The organism is Methylobacterium sp. GXS13 (assembly GCF_001455965.1).
Taxonomy (GTDB): domain Bacteria; phylum Pseudomonadota; class Alphaproteobacteria; order Rhizobiales; family Beijerinckiaceae; genus Methylobacterium.
In genome coordinates this window covers 1-18,743 of the sequence record NZ_LKKO01000053.1, presented here as the reverse complement: position 1 = coordinate 18,743, position 18,743 = coordinate 1, and the positions used below count along the sequence as shown (strand labels likewise).

Genomic DNA, 18,743 nt, shown 5'->3' with positions numbered 1-18,743 from the left:
AACGTTCCGAAGAGATCAGCGCCATGGAAGAACTGCTCGCCCGCGTCACCACCCGCACCGGGCTCGACGCCGCGACGGCACAGACGGCCATCGGGCACATCCTGGCTTTCCTTCAGAAGGAGGGTCCGGAGACGGAGGTCAACCAGCTGCTGGCCGCACTGCCGGGCTCGGAATCGCTGGTGGCCGAGTCAAATGCCGGCGAGAGCGGCGGCGGCGGACTGATGGGCATGCTCGGCGGCGCGCTGGGCGGCGGCGGCGTCATGGCGCTCGGCCAGAAGCTGATGGCGGCCGGCGTGCCCATGGGCCAGATGCAGCCCCTCGGCCAGGAGCTGTTCGCCTTCGGCCGGGAAAAGGTCGGCGAGGATGCGATGGGCCCGATCATCGGCTCGATCCCGGGTCTCAACCAGTTCGTCTGATAGACCGTGCGTGCCGCAGGCCGCCGACCGGCTTTCGGCACGTGCGTCCAACTGGGGCTATGTGTGCCGCCGCACTGTTTTCGGGCCGCGCCTGGACAATCGTAAAAAAGTGGTTTCGCCGCGAAAGCTTAGCGGAACCCGTCCACGCGATCCCCGTTATTCGGGATGCGATTCGGGCCACCGCCATCGGCGGATGACCGGCTCGCACTCATGCAGGCCGGCCATGCCCGTCTTCGAAGCCAAAAATCTGGACCGTTCGTTCGAGGGCCAAGCGCTCCTCGCCGCAATCCTGCACCCGACGCGGGCCGATCAGTCCCGCGCCCTGCGCCATGGACGCCACCGGGCCGAGCGTGCTGCCGCGATGGCCGATCCGTTGACGCTCGAGCCGCGTTTCCCGGCCCCCAACGACGAACTGGCCTCTGCCACGTTCCAGGGACGCTGAGCGCGCTTACCAGGGCTGCGGCGTGACGAGACCTTGGCGCGTGACGACCACCCATTCCCGGCCGCGCCGCTCGACGCCTTCGACGCGGCCGACGCCCGGCAGCACGTCGCCCGGTCCGACCTCGACGATACGGCGACGGCGGTTCTCAAGGATCGCAGCACCGTCATAGACGTCGCGGACGGCCCAGCCCTCGATGACCGTCGGCTTGTCCGCCGCGATCGGCTTCGGCTTGGTGTCCGTCGGTTTCGCCTCGGTGCTCTTGGTATCGGCAGTCTTCGCTTCGGTCATCTTTGCGTCGACGCTGCGCGTCTCGGCGAGGCTCCCGGTCTGGGTCGGCTCGGCCTTCACAGCCGCGACGGCGGTGGTGCGGCGCTCAAGCTGAGCGGCGAGGTTGGCGATCCGGCCGCTCTGCTCACGCTCAACCTGTTCGAGACGCTCGCCCAGGGCGGCGGTCTTGGCATTCAGATTCTTGTCGAGCTGCGCCAAGCGTTCGCCGAGCGCGTTGCTGCGGGTGCCGGCCTCCTTGCGGGCGGTATCGGTGGCAGCACGCAGATCGGCGAGCACTTGATGGAGCTGAGCGATGTCGACGCCGAGCCGCGCGGTCTCGGTCCTTCCGGCATCGACGGTGGCGCTCAGCGCCACGACAGCATCGCTCGGCACGCCACCGGACCCGGGGTGCGCGGCGAAGCCGAGCAGCAAGCCCAGCGCCAAGGCGGTGCCCGCGATGGCGTAGCGCCGGACTTCGCCCTCCGACAGAGACGGCAGTGCGAATCGAGCCGCAGGTTTAGCAGCGGGCTTGGGCTTCGGTTCGACTTTCCCCGCCACCACGGCCTTCAGCAGCTCGTCGGGAGAGAGGGCCGACTCGGCTTCACGTTTCGTCATCGCCCCCAACTCCGCTTGCAGGGAATCCTCGCAAGCGTTCGTTAAGGACGTTTGTTTACGAAACCCTTACCGGCCATCGCCGGGTCAGGCTGCTAGCCCACGCTTCTTCAGAAGCGGCGCGATGCTCGGCATGCGACCCCGGAAGGCCGTGTAGGCATCGCGCGGGTCGCGCAGGTTGCCGGCGCCGTACACGAAGGTGCGCAGGCGCTTCGCCGTCTCCGGATCGAAGATGTCGCCTGCCTCCCGGAAGGCGTCGAAGGCGTCGGCGTCGAGCACCTCGGACCAGAGGTAGCTGTAATAGCCGGCGGCGTAGCCGTCGCCCGAGAAGATGTGGGCGAAGTGCGGCGAGCGATGCCGCATGCTGATCTCGGCCGGCATGCCGATCCGCTGGAGGGCGTCGGCCTCGAAGGCTGGCACGTCGAGGCCGGATTCACCGCCCGACGAGAGGTGCAGGGTCATGTCGACGATCGCCGAGGCCGTGTATTCCACCGTGGCGAAACCCTGGTTGAAGGTGCGGGCCGCGAGCAGCTTGCGCAGCAGCGTGTCGGGCATCGGCTCGCCGGTCAGGTGGTGGCGGGCATGGGCCTGTAATACCTCCGGCTGCTCAAGCCAGTGCTCGTAGAGCTGCGACGGCAACTCGACAAAGTCGCGCGACACGGATGTGCCGGAGAGCAGCGGGTAGGTCACGTCCGACAGGAGCCCGTGCAGGGCGTGGCCGAATTCGTGGAACAGGGTGCGGGCGTCGTCGAAGGACAGGAGCGCGCTCTCGCCGGCGGGGGCCTTGGCGAAGTTCATCACGTTGACGATGACCGGCGTGACCCTGCCGTTCAGGCGCTCCTGGGAGCGGAACGCGCTCATCCAGGCGCCGGAGCGCTTGGACGACCGGGCGAAGTAATCGCCCAGGAACAGGCCGACCTCGGACCCGTCCGCGTTGCCCACCCGCCAGACGCGTACGTCCGGGTGGTAGCGCGGCACGTCGGACAGCTCCTCGAAGGTCAGCCCGAACAGACGCGAGGCCGTGTCGAAGGCTGCCTGGATCATGCGGTCGAGGGGGAGGTACGCCTTGACCTCGCTCTCGTCGAGGTCGTGCTCGGCCCGCCGCAGTTTCTCGGTGTAGTGGCGCCAATCATGCGCCTGAAGCGAGAAATTGTGGCCCTCCTGCTGGACCAGCGCCTGAAGCCGCTCGCGCTCCTCGCCCGCCCGCGCCCGGGCCGGGGTCCAGACGTCGCGCAGCAGCGCCATGGCGGCGTCGGGGCTCGCCGCCATCGTGTCATCGAGCTTGAAATGCGCGAAGCTGTCGAAGCCGAGCAGCCTCGCGTGCTCGGCGCGCAGCCCGACCATCTCGACGATGATCGCCCGGTTGTCGGTGGCGCCGCCATTCTCGCCGCGCCGGGTCCAGGCCGCGTAAGCCTTCTCGCGCAGGTCGCGCCGAGTCGAGAACACCAGGAACGGCTCGATCAGCGAGCGGGACAGGGTGATGACGTGGCCCTCCAGCCCGCGCTCCCGGGCCGCGTTCTCGGCGGCGGCGCGCAGGAACGGCGGCAGGCCGGCGAGATCGTCCTCGCTGGTGAGCGGCAGGGTGAAGCTGCTCTCGTCGGCGAGCAGGTTCTGGCTGAATTGCGTGCCGAGCTCCGACATCCGGGCGGCGATCTCGGCGATGCGCGCCTTGTCGTCCGGGGCGAGATCCGCGCCCGCGCGGCGGAAGCGGATGCGGTAGCGGTCGAGAACCCGGCGTTCCTCCGGCCCGAGACCCTCCGCCTCGGCCTCGACTGCCGAGATCCGCGCCCAGAGCTGCGGGTTCAGGTAGATGGCGCTGCCGTGCCGGGAGAGTTTCGGGCCGATCGTCCGCTCGATCGCCTGCAGCTCCGGGTTCGTGTGGCTGCCGGACAGGTTGTAGAAGACGCCGGCCACCCTTTCGAGGGCTTGGCCCGCCCGCTCCATCGCCGCGACGGTGTTGGTGAAGGTCGCGGGCGCCGTCTCGGACGCGATACCCCTGATTTCGGCATCGTGGGCCGCGAGCGCCGCCTCGAAGGCGGGCATGTAATGCTCGGGCTGGATGCGCTCGAACGGCGGCAGGCCGAAGGGCGTGCTCCACTGCGCGTCGCGGAAAGGGTTGTCCTGCGGCAGGCTCGGGAGCCCGGCATCGGCGACATCCGGCATTCGGTCCTCGGTGGTACGTCAGTCCGACGGGTGTTCGGCCCGTCATCCGGACCGGGAGATGGTATCCGCGGCCGCTCGACGGAAGACAGAAGCCCGATCGTAGGCTTCGTCAACCGGGCGGATGCGATCCGAATGCGCTTCCATTCGTTTCCCCCGGCCCGCGCCCGCCCTCCGAGGTTCCATGCCGCTCCGCCGACCGACGCTTTTCTTGGCACCCCGCGCCCTCGCGCTCGGTCTCTGGGCGGCAGTTCCAGCGCCTGGGTTCGCCGTCGAGGCTCCGGCCGTCCCGGTGCCGCCGCCCCTTCCGCCGGAGCGTCCGAGCGAACTGAAGCCCCCGCAATCACCGGAACAGAAGCCGACGCCCCTCTCCGAAGCTGTGAAGCCGACGCCACCCGTTCGGCCCGCGGAGCTGACGCCGCCGGCGAAAGAGGCGGCACCGGAAGCGCCAAAACCCGAGATCCCGACGCCTCCTCCGACCCCGCCGGAGCGGCCGCCGGAACTCTCGGGCGAAGCGGCCCTGGCCCTCAAGGTCGCGCCGCCAGACGACACCGCCTGCCGGACACGCCTCAAGCGCCTCGGCGTCGCATTCGAGCCGCTGCCGCCCATCGCCGAGGGCCAGTGCACGGCACCGCTGCCGCTAAAGGTGACCAAGCTTGCCGACGACATCACGCTGCCAGGGGGCGCGACCCTCACATGCCAGGTCGCGGAATCGTTCGCCCGCTGGGCCACCGAGGTACAGGTCGTGGCTGATCGGACCCTCAAGCATCCGCTCACCGGGCTCGAACTTAGCGGCACCTATGTCTGCCGGGGGCAGAACCACGATGTCGACGCCAAGCTGAGCGACCATGCCTTCGCGGCAGCCGTCGACGTGATGGGCTTCGCGTTCGCGGGGCGCGCCAGCATTCCGGTCAAGGCGATGCCGGCGGGATCCGAGGAGGCGGATTTCCTCGCCAGCGTCCGCAGCAAGGCCTGCGGCTTCTTCCGGACAGTGCTGGGTCCGGGAACCAATGCGGCCCACGCCAACCACTTTCACTTCGATGACCGCGAGCGCAACGCCGGCCATCGCCTGTGCGAATAGCCTGGGCCGGGCGGCGGAACGTTCAAGCACTCTCGCTACTTGTGCGACCGGAGCGCGTCCGCTCCAGGAGAATTGAACGTCCATGATGCAGAGATCCACGCGGCCGGTTTGCGCGGCTCTGCTGGCGTTAGGCCTCACGGCATCGGGGGCGTCGGCGCAGCCCGATAAGGGGCCGACCCTCACCGCCGATGCGATCAACTCGGCGACCTTCAAGCCACCGGAGTCCGACAAGCCGGACCAGAAGACGGCGAAGGGCAAAAAGTCCGCCGCGAAGTCTGGCGCCAACAAGAACGCCGACGCCAAGCCGGATCCGCTCATCGTGAAGGCGCAGGTTCTTCTCGATCGGGCGCGGTTCTTTCCGGGCGCGATCGATGGACTGAAGGGCGAGAACTACCAGCGCGCGCTCTCGGCGTTCGCGGTAGCCCAGGGCCTGCCGGCCACCCAGGATCTGACCCCCGAGCTCTGGGACAAGCTCCAGGCCACGAGCGACAAGCCGGCCGTATCCGACTACGCGATCACCGACGCCGACGCGTCCGGCCCCTACGTGGACAAGATCCCGCCGAAGATGGAGGCGCAGGCCGATCTCAAGGAACTCGGCTACACCAACCCGCGGGAGATGCTGGCGGAGCGCTTCCATATGAGCCGCGACCTCGTCAGCGCGCTCAACCCCGACAAGCCCCTCGACAAGGCCGGTACGTCGATCACGGTGGCGGCGGTGGATCCGATGGGCACGGACAAGCCGAAGAGCAAAGACCTGCCGCAGGAGCCTAAGGTCGAGCGGATCGAGGTCGACAAGACCAGCCGCGACGTGCGCGCCTTCGGAGCCGACGGCAAGCTGCTCGGCTATTATCCGGCCTCGATCGGCAGCACCGAGAAGCCGGCGCCGAGTGGCGAGACCAAGGTCAAGGGCGTCGCCTTCGACCCCGACTACACCTACAATCCGAAATATGCCTTCAAGGGCGTGAAGACCAAGCAGAAATTCTCGATCAAGCCCGGGCCGAATAACCCGGTCGGCCTGGTCTGGATCGATCTTGCGATCCCCAGCTACGGCATCCACGGGACCCCTGAACCCGAGAAGGTCGGCAAGACCGAGTCCCACGGCTGCATCCGGCTGACCAACTGGAACGCGCGCGATTTGGCAGCGCACGTGACCCGGGGTGCAAAGGTCTCGTTCAAGGACGATTGAGCCGGCGTCGCCAATCGTTCTGGCCCGGGAAGACCCGAAAACCGGCAAAAATGTATCGCCGGTTAACATCAAGCCGGTCATTCGCCCGGGAACGGCAGGCGAACGCTTGACACGTCCGGTATTCCGGGCGACGCCACGGGTGGTCTCGCGGACCGCCTGGCGATGCCGCCTCGGCGCCCCCAAGCGCTGCTCTCTCGGCTCGCGAGGCGAACCAATTGCACGGCAAGATCCCCGGTACGGGGGCGATCGAAGGGAAGACGGCCCGGCGTGACTGCTGACCCCAACGATGACATCCTGACCGGCGTCCGCGTGCTCGTCGTCGAAGACGAAGCCGCGATCTCGATGCTGCTCGAGGACATGCTGCTCGACTTCGGCTGCGCCGTGGTCGGCCCGGCTGCACGCCTGTCGACCGCCCTCGAAATGGCGTCGCAGGAGACGTTCGAGATCGCGATCCTCGACGTGAACGTCGCGGGCGAACCGATCTATCCGGTCGCCGAGGCGATCGTGCAGCGCAACCTGCCGCTCGTGTTCTCCACGGGGTACGGCGGCGCCGGTATCCGTGAGCCGTTCCGCGACCGGCCGGTGGTGCAGAAGCCGTTCAGCCAGGCCGATCTCAAGCGCACCCTGATCGGCGCGATCCGCGCCGCGCGGGCCTGAACGAGCGGTCTACAAACCTTCAATGGTGAAGACGCCGGGCAGATGCACCGGCCATTCGCCCGCGCCGACGAAGACCGCGTCGGCGCGCAGGGTCATCCCCGCGCACCAGGGATTGCGCCCGACCCAGGCCCGCACTGCGCGGGAGAAGCGCCGTCTCTTGGCCGCATCGATCGCCATGCGGGCATCATCCAGGCGGGACCGGGCCTTCACCTCGACGAACACGATGGTGCGCGGCCGGCGGACGATCAGGTCGATCTCGCCCCCGGCGAAGCTCACCCGGCGCCCGATCGGCCAGTAGCCCTTCAGCGACAGGGCCGCCATCGCCAGCCACTCGGCGTGGTGTCCGCGCAGATAGGCGGCGCGGCGCCGCAAGGCTTGGTCCGGCACGGTTCCGTTCAATCCTGGCTTTCCCGGGCCAGCACCAGCGCCCGGGCGTAGATGGCGCGACGCGGCTGCCCCGTCTCATCCGCGACGAGGCTCGCCGCATCCTTGATCGAGTGCCGCCCCAGGGCGTTGCGGATCAACCCGTCGAGGGCGGCATCCCCTTCGGCCGGGCGATCCGGCGTCGTCGCGGCGCCGATGATGACGACGATCTCGCCCTTCGGCGCACCCTCCTGGCCGAAGCGTTCGCTCAGGGAGCCCAGCGTGTCCCGGCGGATCGTCTCGTAGAATTTGGTCAGCTCCCGGGTCACCGCAGCCGGACGGTCCGCTCCGAGCACGGCGGCGGCATCGGCGAGCATCTCCGGCAGACGGTGGGGTGACTCGAAGAGCACCAGCGTTCCCGGGACCTGGATCAGCGCTTCGAGCCTGTTACGCCGCGCCCCGGCCTTCTGGGGCAGGAAGCCCTCGAAGAAGAACCGGTCGGTCGGCAGGCCCGCCGCCACGAGCGCTGTCATAACCGCGGACGGCCCGGGCACGGGCGTGATCGCGATCCCCGCCTCGATCGCCGCCTGGACGAGCTTGTAGCCGGGATCCGACACGAGCGGCGTGCCAGCATCCGAGACCAGGGCCAGGGCCTCGCCGGCCTGGAGCCGCGCCACCATCCGGTCGCGCACGGTCTCGTTCGAATGCTCGTGATAGGCGAGCAGCGGCGTCGTGATCCCGTAATGCGCCAGCAGCGTCCGGGTCACGCGCGTGTCCTCGGCCAACACGGCATCGGCCGCCGCCAGGGTCGCGAGCGCGCGGATGGTGATGTCGCGCAGGTTGCCGATCGGCGTCGCCACGATATGCAGCCCCGGCGGCAACGGCTCGGTCTCGCTGGCCAGGCCGAACGCCGTGAAGGTCGTGTTCCGCGGGCGGTCCGCTCCCGACTTGTGAGACGTGGGCTTGGTTGAGATCGGAGACCCCGGGTCATCGAATCGACGTGTCATCGCGGGCGATCTTGCCACACTACGCGCCTCGCGTCGCGGCTGTGCGGCGAGACCGGGGGGCAACTCGGCCTCGGTGCGTTTACATTTGAAAACCGCCCGGTCAGGTTGACCATGCCTGCCCGAAGGAGATCGCGCCATGGCGCGTCCGAAGTGTCGGCGGGACCGTTTCATGCGCGTCGCCGCCCTGACCGCCGTCCTCAGCGTAGTGGCGCTGGGCGGCTGCGTCGGTGGTTTCGGGGACGGGCGCTGGGCGCGGCGGGGTTCCCCGCCCCGGGCCGAGTTGTCGCCACCGGCGGACGTGCCGCTGGCCGTCGACCCGGCGCCTGCGGCGGGCGCTCCGACCGCTTCCCCGACCCCGGCCGCATCGGGCGGCAACCGCATCGGCTCCGGCGCCGCGAAGGTGGCGCTGGTTCTGCCGCTGAGCGGCACGGGCGTCGCAGTCGGCAACGCCATGCGCAACGCTGCGCAACTTGCCTACGACGAGGCGCAGCAGCCGGACCTGACCATCCTGGTCGAGGACGATCGCGGCAGCCCCGACGGTGCCCGGGACGCAACCCAGGACGCCCTGAAGCAGGGAGCCGACATCGTGCTCGGCCCGGTCTTCGCCGCCAATGTCCAGGCCGCCGCCGTGCCGGCCAGGGCCGCCGGCAAGCCGGTCATCGGATTCTCGACGGACGCCTCCGTGGCGGCGCGGGGCGTCTATCTCCTCAGCTTCCTGCCGCAGCCCGAGGTCGACCGGATCATCGACGAATCCGTGGCCGACGGCCGGCGCTCGTTCGCGGCGCTGATTCCTGAGACCGCCTACGGCAATGCCGTCGAAGCGGAGTTTCGCGAGGCGGTCGCGCGCAAGGGTGCCCGGGTCGCGGCAGTCGAGCGCTATCCGTCCGGTGCGCCGGCGCCGGCGGTGGAGCGGCTTGCTCGGGTGATCACCGGGTCCGGCGCCACGGCCGACGCATTGTTCATTCCGGAAACAGCCGATGCCATGCCGGCGGTCGCCGCAGCGCTGATCAAGGCCCGCTACAACCCGGCCCGGGTCCGGCCGATCGGTACGGCCCTTTGGAACGAGCCGGCCCTGTTCGCACTGCCGGCGCTCCAGGGCGGACGGTTCGCCTCGCCGGACAGGAACGGCTTTTCCAATTTCAGTGGCCGCTATCAGGCCCGGTTCGGCGCGGTGCCGCCGCGTGTCGCCTCGCTCGCGTACGACGGGGTAATGCTTTCGGCGGCACTGACCCGGCAATACGGCTCACAGCGCTTCGCGGAGACGACGCTCACCAATCCATCGGGCTTCGCCGGAACGGACGGCACGTTCCGCTTTCGGCCGGAGGGTCTGAGCGACCGATCCCTGGCGGTCTACGAGATCCGCAACAACGCCGCGACCGTGGTCAGCCCGGCGCCGCGCGTCCTGGCCAAGCCCGGTACCTAGAGCCTCTCACAAAACGCCCTCAGCGCTATCTCGGGCAGAGGGGAATGCCCGGTGATCGGGCGTTTCGTGAGGCGCTCTCAGTCAGGCGGCCAGCTCGGCCACCAGGGCGTTGAGCACCGGCGCCCCGCGGGGCGTGGCGGCGATCCGGCCGCCGGGCAGGCGATGCAGCAAGCCGTCGCCCACCAGCATGCCGATGCGATTGCCGTTCAACGCCCGGCCCTTCAGGGCGGCGTAGCGCTCGGGATCGATCCCCTCGGCGAGCCGCAGCCCCATCACCAGGAACTCGTCGGCCTGGTCGGCGGCCGAGAGCGTCTCGGTCTCGACGATGCCGTGGCCGTCGCGCTCGACCTGCTCCAGCCAGGCCTCCGGGCCCCGTTCGGTGATGGTGCCGATCCGTCCCTCCGGCGTCACCAGCCGGCCATGCGCGCCGGGACCGATGCCGGCATATTCGCCGTAGCGCCAGTAGAGCAGGTTGTGCCGGGATTCAGCACCGGGCCGGGCGTGGTTGGAAATTTCGTAGGCCGGCAGGCCGGCCTGACCGCAGACGTCCTGGGTCACATCATAGAGGATTCGACCGGCTTCGTCGTCCGGCGTGATGAGCTTGCCGGCGGCAGCAAGACCGTGGAACGGCGTGCCGGGCTCGATGGTGAGCTGATAAAGCGACAGGTGTTCGGCGGCGCGCGCCAGCGCCGCAGTCAGTTCGGCCCGCCATTGGGCGGGAGTCTGGTCGGGCCGGGCATAGATCAGATCGAAGGAGGTCCGCTCGAACACGGCCTGCGCGATCCCGATCGCCGCGAACGCCTCCGCGGCATTATGCAGGCGGCCGAGCTTCTTCAGTGAGGCGTCGTCGAACGCCTGCACCCCGAGGGAGACTCGGTTGACCCCGGCGGCACGGTAGCCGCGGAAGCGGCCAGCCTCGACGCTCGACGGGTTGGCCTCGAGCGTAATCTCGACATCGGGCGCCATCGCCCAATGCCCCGCCACCGCGTCGAGCAGCCCCGCCACCGTCGCGGGCTCCATCAGCGAGGGGGTACCGCCGCCGAGAAAGATGCTGGTGACAATGCGGCCGGGCGTGCGTGCGAGGGTGTGGGCGATCTCGGCCCGGAAGGCGTCGAGGAAGCGCGGCTGGTCCACGCCGGCGTGCCGGACATGGCTGTTGAAGTCGCAATACGGGCACTTCGCGGCGCAGAAGGGCCAGTGCAGGTAGATCCCGAAGCCCGCGTCGCGGGTCGGATGGTCCGGGCCGGTCGAAGTCATGATCGACGGGATGTGCGCGTGCCGGCCCGGTTTGGCAATCAGGAGCCTGGCGCCAGGCAGGCGCGGCTCAGCAGCACGAAGGCCCGGGCGCGGTGCGACAACCCCTCCCCCTTCTGCCAATCGACCCCGTGCTTCTCCTCGGCGCTCATCTCGCCGAAGGTCCGGGTATGGCCCTCCGGTTGGAAGATCGGATCGTAGCCGAATCCGGCTTCGCCGCGCGGCGGCACCAGCGTACCGAACACGCGTCCCTCGAACAGCTCGGTGTGGCCGTCCGGCCAGGCGAGCACCAGCGCCGACACGAAATGCGCCGTTTGGTTGGTAGCAGCCCGCTGCTCCAGCTCCGAGAAGATCCGGGCCATGGCGCCGGAAAAATCCTTGGTCGGGCCGGCCCAGCGAGCGGAGAAGATGCCGGGCGCGCCGTCCAGCGCATCGACACAGAGGCCGGAATCGTCCGCGAAGGCCGGCAGCCCGGTCGCCTTCGCGGCGGCATGTGCCTTGATGGCGGCGTTCTCGGAGAACATCGTGCCGGTCTCGTCGGGCTCGGGCAGCCCGAGCTCGCCGGCCGAGACGGCCTCGATCCCGAACGGCGCCAAAAGCTCGCACATCTCGGTGAGCTTGCCCGCATTGTGGGTGGCGATGACCACCTTCCCGGTCAGATGACGGCTCACGCAATGGCCTCCTTCTGAAGCGCCACCAGCCGGTCGGTGCCGGCGCGGGCGAGACGCAGCAATTCGAGGAGCTGCTCTTCGGAGAACGGCTCCATCTCAGCGGTGCCCTGCACCTCGACGATGCCGCCCTTCCCGGTCAGCACGAAGTTGGCGTCGGTCTCGGCCGCCGAATCCTCGGCATAGTCCAGATCAAGCACGGGCGTGTTCTTGTACAGGCCGCAGGACACGGCGGCGACGTGGTCGCGCAGCGGGTCCACCGAGATGATCGAGCGGGTGCGCATCCAGGCGAAGCAATCATAGAGCGCCACCCAGGCCCCGGTGATCGCGGCGGTTCGGGTGCCGCCATCGGCCTGGATCACGTCGCAATCGACGGTGACCTGGCGCTCGCCCATCGCAGGCAGGTTCGTCACCGCCCGCAGGGACCGGCCGATCAGGCGCTGGATCTCCTGGGTGCGACCAGAAGGCTTGCCCGAGTTGATCTCGCGCCGGGTCCGGTCGTGCGTCGCGCGCGGCAGCATGGCATACTCGGCCGTGACCCAGCCCTTGCCGGAGCCGCGCAGCCAAGGCGGCCCGCGCTCTTCGAGGGACGCGGTGCAGAGCACCCGGGTGTTGCCGAAGCTGACCAGGCACGAGCCCTCGGCATAGCGCGACACCGCGCGCTCGAGGGTGACGGGCCGCAGCTCGTCGGCGGCGCGCTTCGAAGGCCTCATGGCGGGCCCTTTCTGGTGAGAGAGTGAGGGCCGGGCTCTTAGGCCGCTGCGACAGCGCGGGCAAGCATCGCCGTATGGATTGATCCCCGGACACCGGGCGGACATGATCGGACGACAGGATGACCGCGTGACCGACCTGAACCTCAACTTTCAACAAGGCCCATCGATGCAGGCGCTCGACGCCCTCAACGAGCGCGCTCGCGAGATCTTCCGGCAGATCGTCGAGAGCTATCTCACGACCGGCGAGCCGGTGGGCTCACGCAACCTGGCGCGCATCCTGCCGATGGCGCTGTCACCGGCCTCGATCCGCAACGTCATGGCGGATCTTGAGCATTCCGGCCTGATTTTCGCGCCCCACACCTCGGCAGGCCGCCTGCCGACCGAGCTCGGCCTGCGCTTCGTCGTCGACGCCATGCTCGAGCTCGGCGATGTCGGCCAGGAGGAACAGGCCCGGATCGAGGCGGAGATGCGCGCCGCCGCCTCCGGGCACACCTTCGACTCGGCGTTGGCCGCGGCCTCGACCATGCTGTCGGGCATCTCGCGCGGGGCCGGCGTGGTGCTGACCACGAAGGCAAACGTGCATCTCAAGCATATCGAGTTCGTCCGCCTCGATCCGGCCCGGGCCCTGGTCGTGCTGGTCTCGAATGACGGCTCGGTGGAGAATCGCCTGGTCGACCTCCCCCCGGGACTGCCCGCCGGCGCGCTCCAGGAGGCCACGAACTTCCTCAACGCCCGGCTCCAGGGCCGCACCCTCGGGACCCTCCGGGCCGAGATCGAAGCTGGCCGCACGGCGATGAAGCGGGAGCTCGACGCGCTGACCGAACGCTTGGTCGATGCGGGCCTGGCAACTCCGGTCGGCCCGAGCGAGGCCCGGCAGCTGATCGTGCGCGGTCAGGCGAACCTGCTCGACGACCTGCGTGCGGTCGAGGATCTCGAGCGCATCCGCCTCCTGTTCAACGATCTGGAGACCCAAAAGGACGTCATCGACCTCCTGGCCCGGGCCGAGGGCGGCGACGGCGTGCGGATCTTCATCGGCTCGGAGAACAAGCTGTTCTCGCTGTCCGGCTCGTCGCTGATCGCGGCGCCGTTCCGGGACGGGTCCCAAAAAATCGTCGGCGTCGTCGGTGTCATCGGCCCGACGCGGCTGAACTACGCCCGCATCGTGCCGATGGTCGACTACACCGCGCGCGTGGTCTCCAAGCTGCTCGACGGCGGGCGGTGACGATCCTGACTTAGGCGGCGCGAACCGTATCCAGGAAGCGTGTGACCTCCGCGTTGAGCTGCGCGGACTGACGCGACAGCGCGGAGGCCGCATCCAAGACCTGATGGGCCGCCGTGCCGGTCTGGTCTGCCGCCTCGGCAACGCCGGAGATATTGTTCGTCACCTCGTCCGTGCCGGCAGCCGCCTGCGTGACGTTGCGCACGATTTCCTGGGTGGCCGCGCCCTGCTCCTCGACCGCTGCCGCAACGGCGCCGGTGACGTCGTTGATGTCGCGGATGCGGGTCACGATCCCGCCGATCGCCTGCGCGGCTTGATCGGTCGAGCCCTGGATCCGATTGATCAGCCCGGTGATCTCCTCGGTCGCATTGGCAGTCTGGGCTGCGAGTTCCTTCACCTCGGATGCGACCACGGCAAAGCCCCGGCCCGCATCACCCGCCCGTGCCGCCTCGATCGTCGCGTTCAGGGCCAGCAGGTTGGTCTGCGCGGCGATGTTGGAGATCAGCCCGACGGCATCGCCGATCTTCGATACCGCCTGGGCCAATTCCTGCACGAGGTGGCCGGTCTGGTCGGCCTCGCCGACCGCAGCCTGGGCCAGATTGGCCGAACCTCCGACCTGGCTGGCGATCTCCTGCACGCTGGAGCCAAGCTGTTCCGCGGCGGCTGCGACGGTGCGGACGTTGGTGGCGGCCTCCTCGGCGGCCGCCGCGACGCTGGTGGATTGCGCCGCCGCCTGGTTCGCGGTTGCGGTCAGCGCCTGGGCGGTGCCCTGGAGTTCGTTGGCCGAGTCCGAGACCATGCCGACGATCGCGCCCACGGCCTGCTCGAAGCCGTCGGCCAACGCGATCATGGTGCGCTTGCGCTCGGCTGTGGCGGCCTCGTCGGCCAAACGCCTGGCCTCGGCCTGATCGCGAGCCCTCTGCGCCACCAGCGCCTTGATGCCCTCGACCGCGCGGCCGACCAGGCCGATCTCGTCGTTGCGCCGGGCCTCGGCGATCTCTGCATCGATCGCCCCCTGACTCATGCGCTGCAGAGCGCCGACCAGGCGGTTCAGTGGGCGCGACACGGTGATCGTCATCAGCCGGCTCACCACGATTGCGAGGAGGAGCAACGCGATGAGGGTCGTCGCCGCCATCATCTGAGCCAGATGATCCACCTGCGCAAAAGCCATCTCTTTGTCGACAGAGAGGGCTACATACCAATCGAGGGAGGCCGGCAGGTTTGGGATGCGCGCGAAGACTGTGAGCGTCGGCCGGTCGCCCTCTCGGGTCTCGACCACCTGCTCCCCGATCTGGGGCATCGGCCCGGACAGCAGCTCCGAGAGCGGTTTGCCGATGCGGTTCGTTTGGGGATGAATCAGTACCGTGCCTTTGCCGGACACCAAATAGGCGTAGCTGTTCCCATTCTGAGCGACAGCGCTGATCATCTGAGCCAGAGCGGCGGCCTCGAAATCGCCGCCGGTAACGCCGGTCAGCGTCCCCGTCGCATCATGGACGGGTGCCGCAGCGGTGATGACGAAGGTGCCGCGGCTTGCCGAGGTATAGGGTTCGGTGACGATCGGCCCATTCGCGGCGGCGACATCCTTGAACCACGGGCGTTTGCGCGGGTCGTATCCTGCGGGTACCTCGCCCTTCGGTATCTTGGTGTAGGCGCCGTCCGTGCGGCCCAGATAGCTGACGTAGAAGGTTTCCCGAACGATCGGGGCGCCGAGCACCGTATCGACGGCTGATCCAGTACCGGAATCGGGAATCTGCTGGGCCATCATCAGTGTCAGGTCGAGCTTGCCGCGCAGCCAGTTGGCGACGCTCCGCGCCGTCGTGGCGCTCAGGTTCGACATGTTCATCTGAATGCTCGCCCGCAGGACGGACGATTGCACGCGGTAGATGTAGACCGAGCTCGCCATGAAGGTAACGCACACGATCGCCAGGATGAAGAGCGTCGCGCGGCCCGATATCCCAAGGCGCAGGCGCGAGCCCCTGGCGGGTCCGGCTGCGGTCATGATCGGTTCAGGCACGGTACACTCCTCATCGGTCGATGATCAATCGATCTCCGCCGCAAATCCTGCAATCGTTTGTTGTCAGTCGCATATATTTGAGTTTGATCAGACCGATCGTTAAGCGGACTAACGTATTTGCAGTCTGCCAGATCGTTTTGATAGACAATTCCGTTGCGATCTAGTCCCATCGACGAAGGGTCTAGCGTTTGATCCTTACAGACTGCTTTCAAAAATGTACGACCTTGCGCGCAGAGAAGCTTCGCGTTTCAGCGCACGGCGCGAGAAATGCAGGAGGATTCAGCCCGGGCCACGTCGATGATCGAGCGGGTGCGGGCGCGTTCAGGCGGCTCGGACCGAGTGCAGGAAGCGGGCGACCTCGTCGGTGAGCTGCGCCGACTGGCGTGAGAGCGCGGACGCCGCGTCCAGAACCTGATGAGCCGCCGTACCGGTCTGCTCCGCTGCCTCGGCGACGCCGGCGATGTTGGTCGTCACCTCGTCGGTACCGCTTGCCGCTTGGCTCATGTTACGGACGATCTCCTGGGTCGCCGCACCCTGCTCCTCAACCGCCGCGGCCACGGCGCCTGTGACGTCGTTGATGTCGCGAATGCGCGTGACGATCCCGCCGATCGCACGCGCGGCATGGTCGGTCGAGCCCTGGATCCGGCCGATATAACCCGTGATCTCTTCGGTGGCCTTGGCGGTCTGGGCGGCCAATTCCTTCACCTCAGAGGCCACGACCGCAAACCCCCGCCCCGCGTCGCCAGCGCGGGCCGCCTCGATCGTGGCGTTCAGAGCCAGAAGATTGGTCTGGGCCGCGATGCTGGAGATCAGCCCGATCGCTTCGCCGATCTTCGATACCGCCTGGGCCAGTTCCTGCACCAGCCGACCCGTTTGATCCGCCTCGCCGACAGCAGCTCGTGCGAGGCTCGCCGAGCCTCCGACCTGGTCAGCGATCTCCTGCACGCTGGAGCCGAGCTGCTCCGCTGCGGCCGCTACGGTGCGGACGTTGGTGGCGGCCTGTTCCGCAGCGGCCGCGACGCTGGTCGATTGCGCCGCCGCCTGCGTCGCCGTTGCGGTCAGCGCCTGGGCGGTGCCCTGGAGTTCGTTGGCCGATGACGAGACCATGCCGACGATCGCGCCCACCGCCTGCTCGAAGCCGTCGGCCAGCGCGATCATGGCGCGCTTGCGCTCGGCTGCGGCGGCCTCGTCGGCCAGGTGCTGCGCTTCGACCTGTTCGCGGGCCTGTTGCGCCACCCGCGCCTTGATGCCCTCGACGGCACGGCCGACCAAGCCGATCTCGTCGTTGCGCCGGGCCAGGGCGATCTCGGCATCGATCTCGCCCTGGCTCATGCGCTGCAGGACGCCGACCAGGCGGTTCAGCGGACGCGACAGGGTGATCGTCATCAGCCGGCCGATTACGAGCGCCAGGATGAGCAGCACCACGAGAGTGGCCACCGCCAAGTCCCGAGCCAGCGTCGTGATCGGGGCCAAAGCCGTGGCGCTGTCGACCGAGAGCGCCACGTACCAATCCAGCGAGGGCGGCAAATTCGGGACCCGGGCGAAGGCCGTGAACGTCGCTCGGTCGCCTTCCTGGGTCTCGGCCACGTCGCCACCAATCTTCGGGAGCGGCCCGGCGATCAGGTCCGCGAGCGGCTTTCCGATCAACTCCGTGCGCGGGTGGACGAGGACCGTTCCGGCGCCCGACACCAGATAGGCGTAGCTTTTGCCGCCTGTTGCGACCTCTGCGATCATCCGGGCCAGGGCCGCGCTGTCGAAATCGCCGCCGATCACGCCGAGGACCGACCGGTCCTCCCCAAAAACCGGACCCGCCGCGGTGATGGTGAGGACGTTCGTGCTCGCATCGTTGTAGGGCTCGGTCAGCACCGCCTGCCCCGCCGCCAGCGCATCCTTGTACCAGGGACGTTGACGCGGATCGTAGCCGGCGGGCAGCTCCGTTTTCGGCATCTCCGTGTAGAAGCCGTCGGGACGTCCGAGATAGGCGCTAAAGAAACTCTCACGTGCCAACGGCAAGCCGAGCACGTCGTTCGCCTTCGGGCCAACCCCGACGGCGGCGATCTGCTGTGCCATGAGCTGCGTCAGTTCGAGCTTGCCGCGCAGCCAGTTGCCGACACTTCGCGCCGACGCGGCACTCAGGCTCGCCATGTTCGCTTCGAGATTGGCCCGCAGGGCGGAGGATTGCTTGGAATACAGATAGGCAGAACTCGCCCCGAAGGTCACGAAGACCACGACAAGGATCAGGAGCAGGGCACGACCGGAAACACCGAGGCGCGATTGCGGCAAGCGCGCAAGTCCGGGGGCGTTCAAATCCGGTTCCGACATGCCTTGCCTTCATTGCAACAGAAGCGTTCGACCAACCCTCATATCATGAACACCAGATCGGGAAATGTAACCTATCGCATATCACTGCAATGATCGCCACAACCACTTAATAATCGACCGCGCCATCAGTCGTTAGAGTGGCAAAAACATCATCATTGGTACGCCAAGCGTGCTTTATCGATGTAACATATTTGATATATTTTTAGACATAACAAATACAATCTGTAATCCAGAAATTTTTTCTTGCGATCATTCGCAAAACAGCCGACGCCGGCTTTCATCCTGCCTGCGTCGGCTGTTCCGTTCGGGCGTCTGTGCGTGCGCGGTGAGCCGGTGGAGAAGCGACTTACGCCGGGATCACATCCACGATTTCATAGGTGTCGGGATCGACGATCACGATGTCGTCGCGCACCAGAATGAAGTCGTAGCCCTCGTATTCCGGTACGATCTCGATAATGGCCGGCGGTAGGCGGTGCAAACCGATGGAGCGCGGGATCGCGGTGCCGACCGCAAGACCGAACGCAACGTCGCGCAGCGGCGAGACGCCGAGGCGCGTGATCGAGCCGCGGAACGCGGTCCGCTGACGCGTGTCGAGCCGATTGACCGCGCCGCGCGGCGAGCCGCCGCCCCGTGCACCACGCGCGCCGTCGCGAACAGCCCGATCGCCGCGGTCGCCCGCTGCACCGCGATCGCCGCGCTGACCCGGTCCGGTCTCATCACGCCCGTTGCGATCGCCGCGTTGGCCCGGTCCGGTCTCGTCACGTCCGTTGCGATCGCCGCGCTGGGCCGGGCCGGTCTCATCACGTCCGCCGCGCTGGTCGGCCGGGCCGCCGTCGCGGCCGCCTCGCTCCGCACCACCGGGATTGCCGCCGGGACCGTTCCGATCGCCCGCGCCGCCACCCTGGCCGGGCCGGCCGGGTTCGGCGGCACCGCGCGCGG

General features: G+C 68.2%; 17 protein-coding genes. 7 read left to right on the top strand and 10 right to left on the bottom strand.

Translation table 11 applies throughout. The features are described from left to right. The first annotated feature begins 23 nt into the window (after positions 1-23). Positions 24-416: a DUF2267 domain-containing protein gene (locus tag AO398_RS19130; protein ID WP_058193784.1), complete on the top strand. Its 393-nt coding sequence runs from the start codon at positions 24-26 to the stop codon at positions 414-416. A 223-nt stretch (positions 417-639) separates the two neighbouring features. After that, positions 640-858, top strand: a complete 219-nt coding sequence (locus AO398_RS19125; protein ID WP_058193782.1) for a hypothetical protein — start codon at positions 640-642, stop codon at positions 856-858. A gap of 6 nt (positions 859-864) precedes the next feature. On the opposite strand, the gene AO398_RS19120 is transcribed toward AO398_RS19125, so the two are convergent. Beyond that, a complete protein-coding gene (locus AO398_RS19120; RefSeq protein WP_058193780.1) occupies positions 865-1,740 on the bottom strand; it encodes a hypothetical protein in 876 nt (291 codons plus the stop codon). 84 nt (positions 1,741-1,824) lie between these two features. Next, positions 1,825-3,900: a M3 family metallopeptidase gene (locus AO398_RS19115; protein WP_058193778.1), complete on the bottom strand. Its 2,076-nt coding sequence runs from the start codon at positions 3,898-3,900 to the stop codon at positions 1,825-1,827. A 181-nt stretch (positions 3,901-4,081) separates the two neighbouring features. Between AO398_RS19115 and AO398_RS19110 the strand changes: the two genes are divergently transcribed. From AO398_RS19110 to AO398_RS19100, 3 genes are all read left to right on the top strand, one after another. Further along, positions 4,082-4,978, top strand: a complete 897-nt coding sequence (locus tag AO398_RS19110; protein WP_058193776.1) for an extensin family protein — start codon at positions 4,082-4,084, stop codon at positions 4,976-4,978. A gap of 85 nt (positions 4,979-5,063) precedes the next feature. Next, positions 5,064-6,164, top strand: a complete 1,101-nt coding sequence (locus AO398_RS19105) for a L,D-transpeptidase (RefSeq protein ID WP_058193808.1) — start codon at positions 5,064-5,066, stop codon at positions 6,162-6,164. A gap of 267 nt (positions 6,165-6,431) precedes the next feature. Then, entirely contained in the window at positions 6,432-6,821 is a 390-nt protein-coding gene (locus tag AO398_RS19100; RefSeq protein WP_058193774.1) for a response regulator, read from the top strand. Between the two features lie 9 nt (positions 6,822-6,830). On the opposite strand, the gene AO398_RS19095 is transcribed toward AO398_RS19100, so the two are convergent. Continuing rightward, the gene (locus tag AO398_RS19095; protein WP_058193772.1) at positions 6,831-7,220 is read right to left on the bottom strand and encodes a YraN family protein; all 390 of its coding nucleotides are present in this window, start codon (positions 7,218-7,220) and stop codon (positions 6,831-6,833) included. Continuing rightward, positions 7,217-8,191, bottom strand: coding sequence for a 16S rRNA (cytidine(1402)-2'-O)-methyltransferase (rsmI, locus tag AO398_RS19090; protein WP_243955016.1), 975 nt, complete (start codon positions 8,189-8,191; stop codon positions 7,217-7,219). The genes AO398_RS19095 and rsmI overlap by 4 nt, the downstream gene beginning before the upstream one ends. A 136-nt stretch (positions 8,192-8,327) precedes the next feature. Between rsmI and AO398_RS19085 the strand changes: the two genes are divergently transcribed. Beyond that, a complete protein-coding gene (locus tag AO398_RS19085; protein WP_058193770.1) occupies positions 8,328-9,614 on the top strand; it encodes a penicillin-binding protein activator in 1,287 nt (428 codons plus the stop codon). Positions 9,615-9,695: 81 nt separating this feature from the next. Here AO398_RS19085 and hemW read toward each other — a convergent pair whose 3' ends face one another. From hemW to rph, 3 genes are read right to left on the bottom strand one after another with little or no spacing between them, the layout of a single operon-like run. Beyond that, positions 9,696-10,871: a radical SAM family heme chaperone HemW gene (gene hemW, locus AO398_RS19080; protein ID WP_058193768.1), complete on the bottom strand. Its 1,176-nt coding sequence runs from the start codon at positions 10,869-10,871 to the stop codon at positions 9,696-9,698. A gap of 38 nt (positions 10,872-10,909) precedes the next feature. Then, positions 10,910-11,539: an RdgB/HAM1 family non-canonical purine NTP pyrophosphatase gene (gene rdgB, locus AO398_RS19075; protein WP_058193767.1), complete on the bottom strand. Its 630-nt coding sequence runs from the start codon at positions 11,537-11,539 to the stop codon at positions 10,910-10,912. Beyond that, entirely contained in the window at positions 11,536-12,249 is a 714-nt protein-coding gene (gene rph, locus AO398_RS19070) for a ribonuclease PH (RefSeq protein ID WP_058193764.1), read from the bottom strand. The genes rdgB and rph overlap by 4 nt, the downstream gene beginning before the upstream one ends. 166 nt (positions 12,250-12,415) lie before the next feature. Here rph and hrcA point away from each other — a divergent pair, with 166 nt between their 5' ends. Further along, on the top strand, positions 12,416-13,471 hold the full coding sequence (gene hrcA / locus AO398_RS19065) for a heat-inducible transcriptional repressor HrcA (RefSeq protein ID WP_058193806.1): 1,056 nt from the start codon (positions 12,416-12,418) through the stop codon (positions 13,469-13,471). Positions 13,472-13,481: 10 nt separating this feature from the next. Here the strand turns inward: hrcA and AO398_RS27625 are convergent, their stop codons facing one another. The 3 genes from AO398_RS27625 to AO398_RS29450 form a co-directional block, all read right to left on the bottom strand. Then, on the bottom strand, positions 13,482-15,467 hold the full coding sequence (locus AO398_RS27625; protein WP_244498823.1) for a methyl-accepting chemotaxis protein: 1,986 nt from the start codon (positions 15,465-15,467) through the stop codon (positions 13,482-13,484). Positions 15,468-15,803: 336 nt separating this feature from the next. Continuing rightward, entirely contained in the window at positions 15,804-17,804 is a 2,001-nt protein-coding gene (locus AO398_RS19055) for a methyl-accepting chemotaxis protein (RefSeq protein WP_058193762.1), read from the bottom strand. Positions 17,805-18,150: 346 nt separating this feature from the next. Next, positions 18,151-18,743, bottom strand: a 593-nt coding sequence (locus AO398_RS29450) for a DUF1236 domain-containing protein (protein ID WP_058193805.1), incomplete at its 5' end; no start/stop codon positions are given.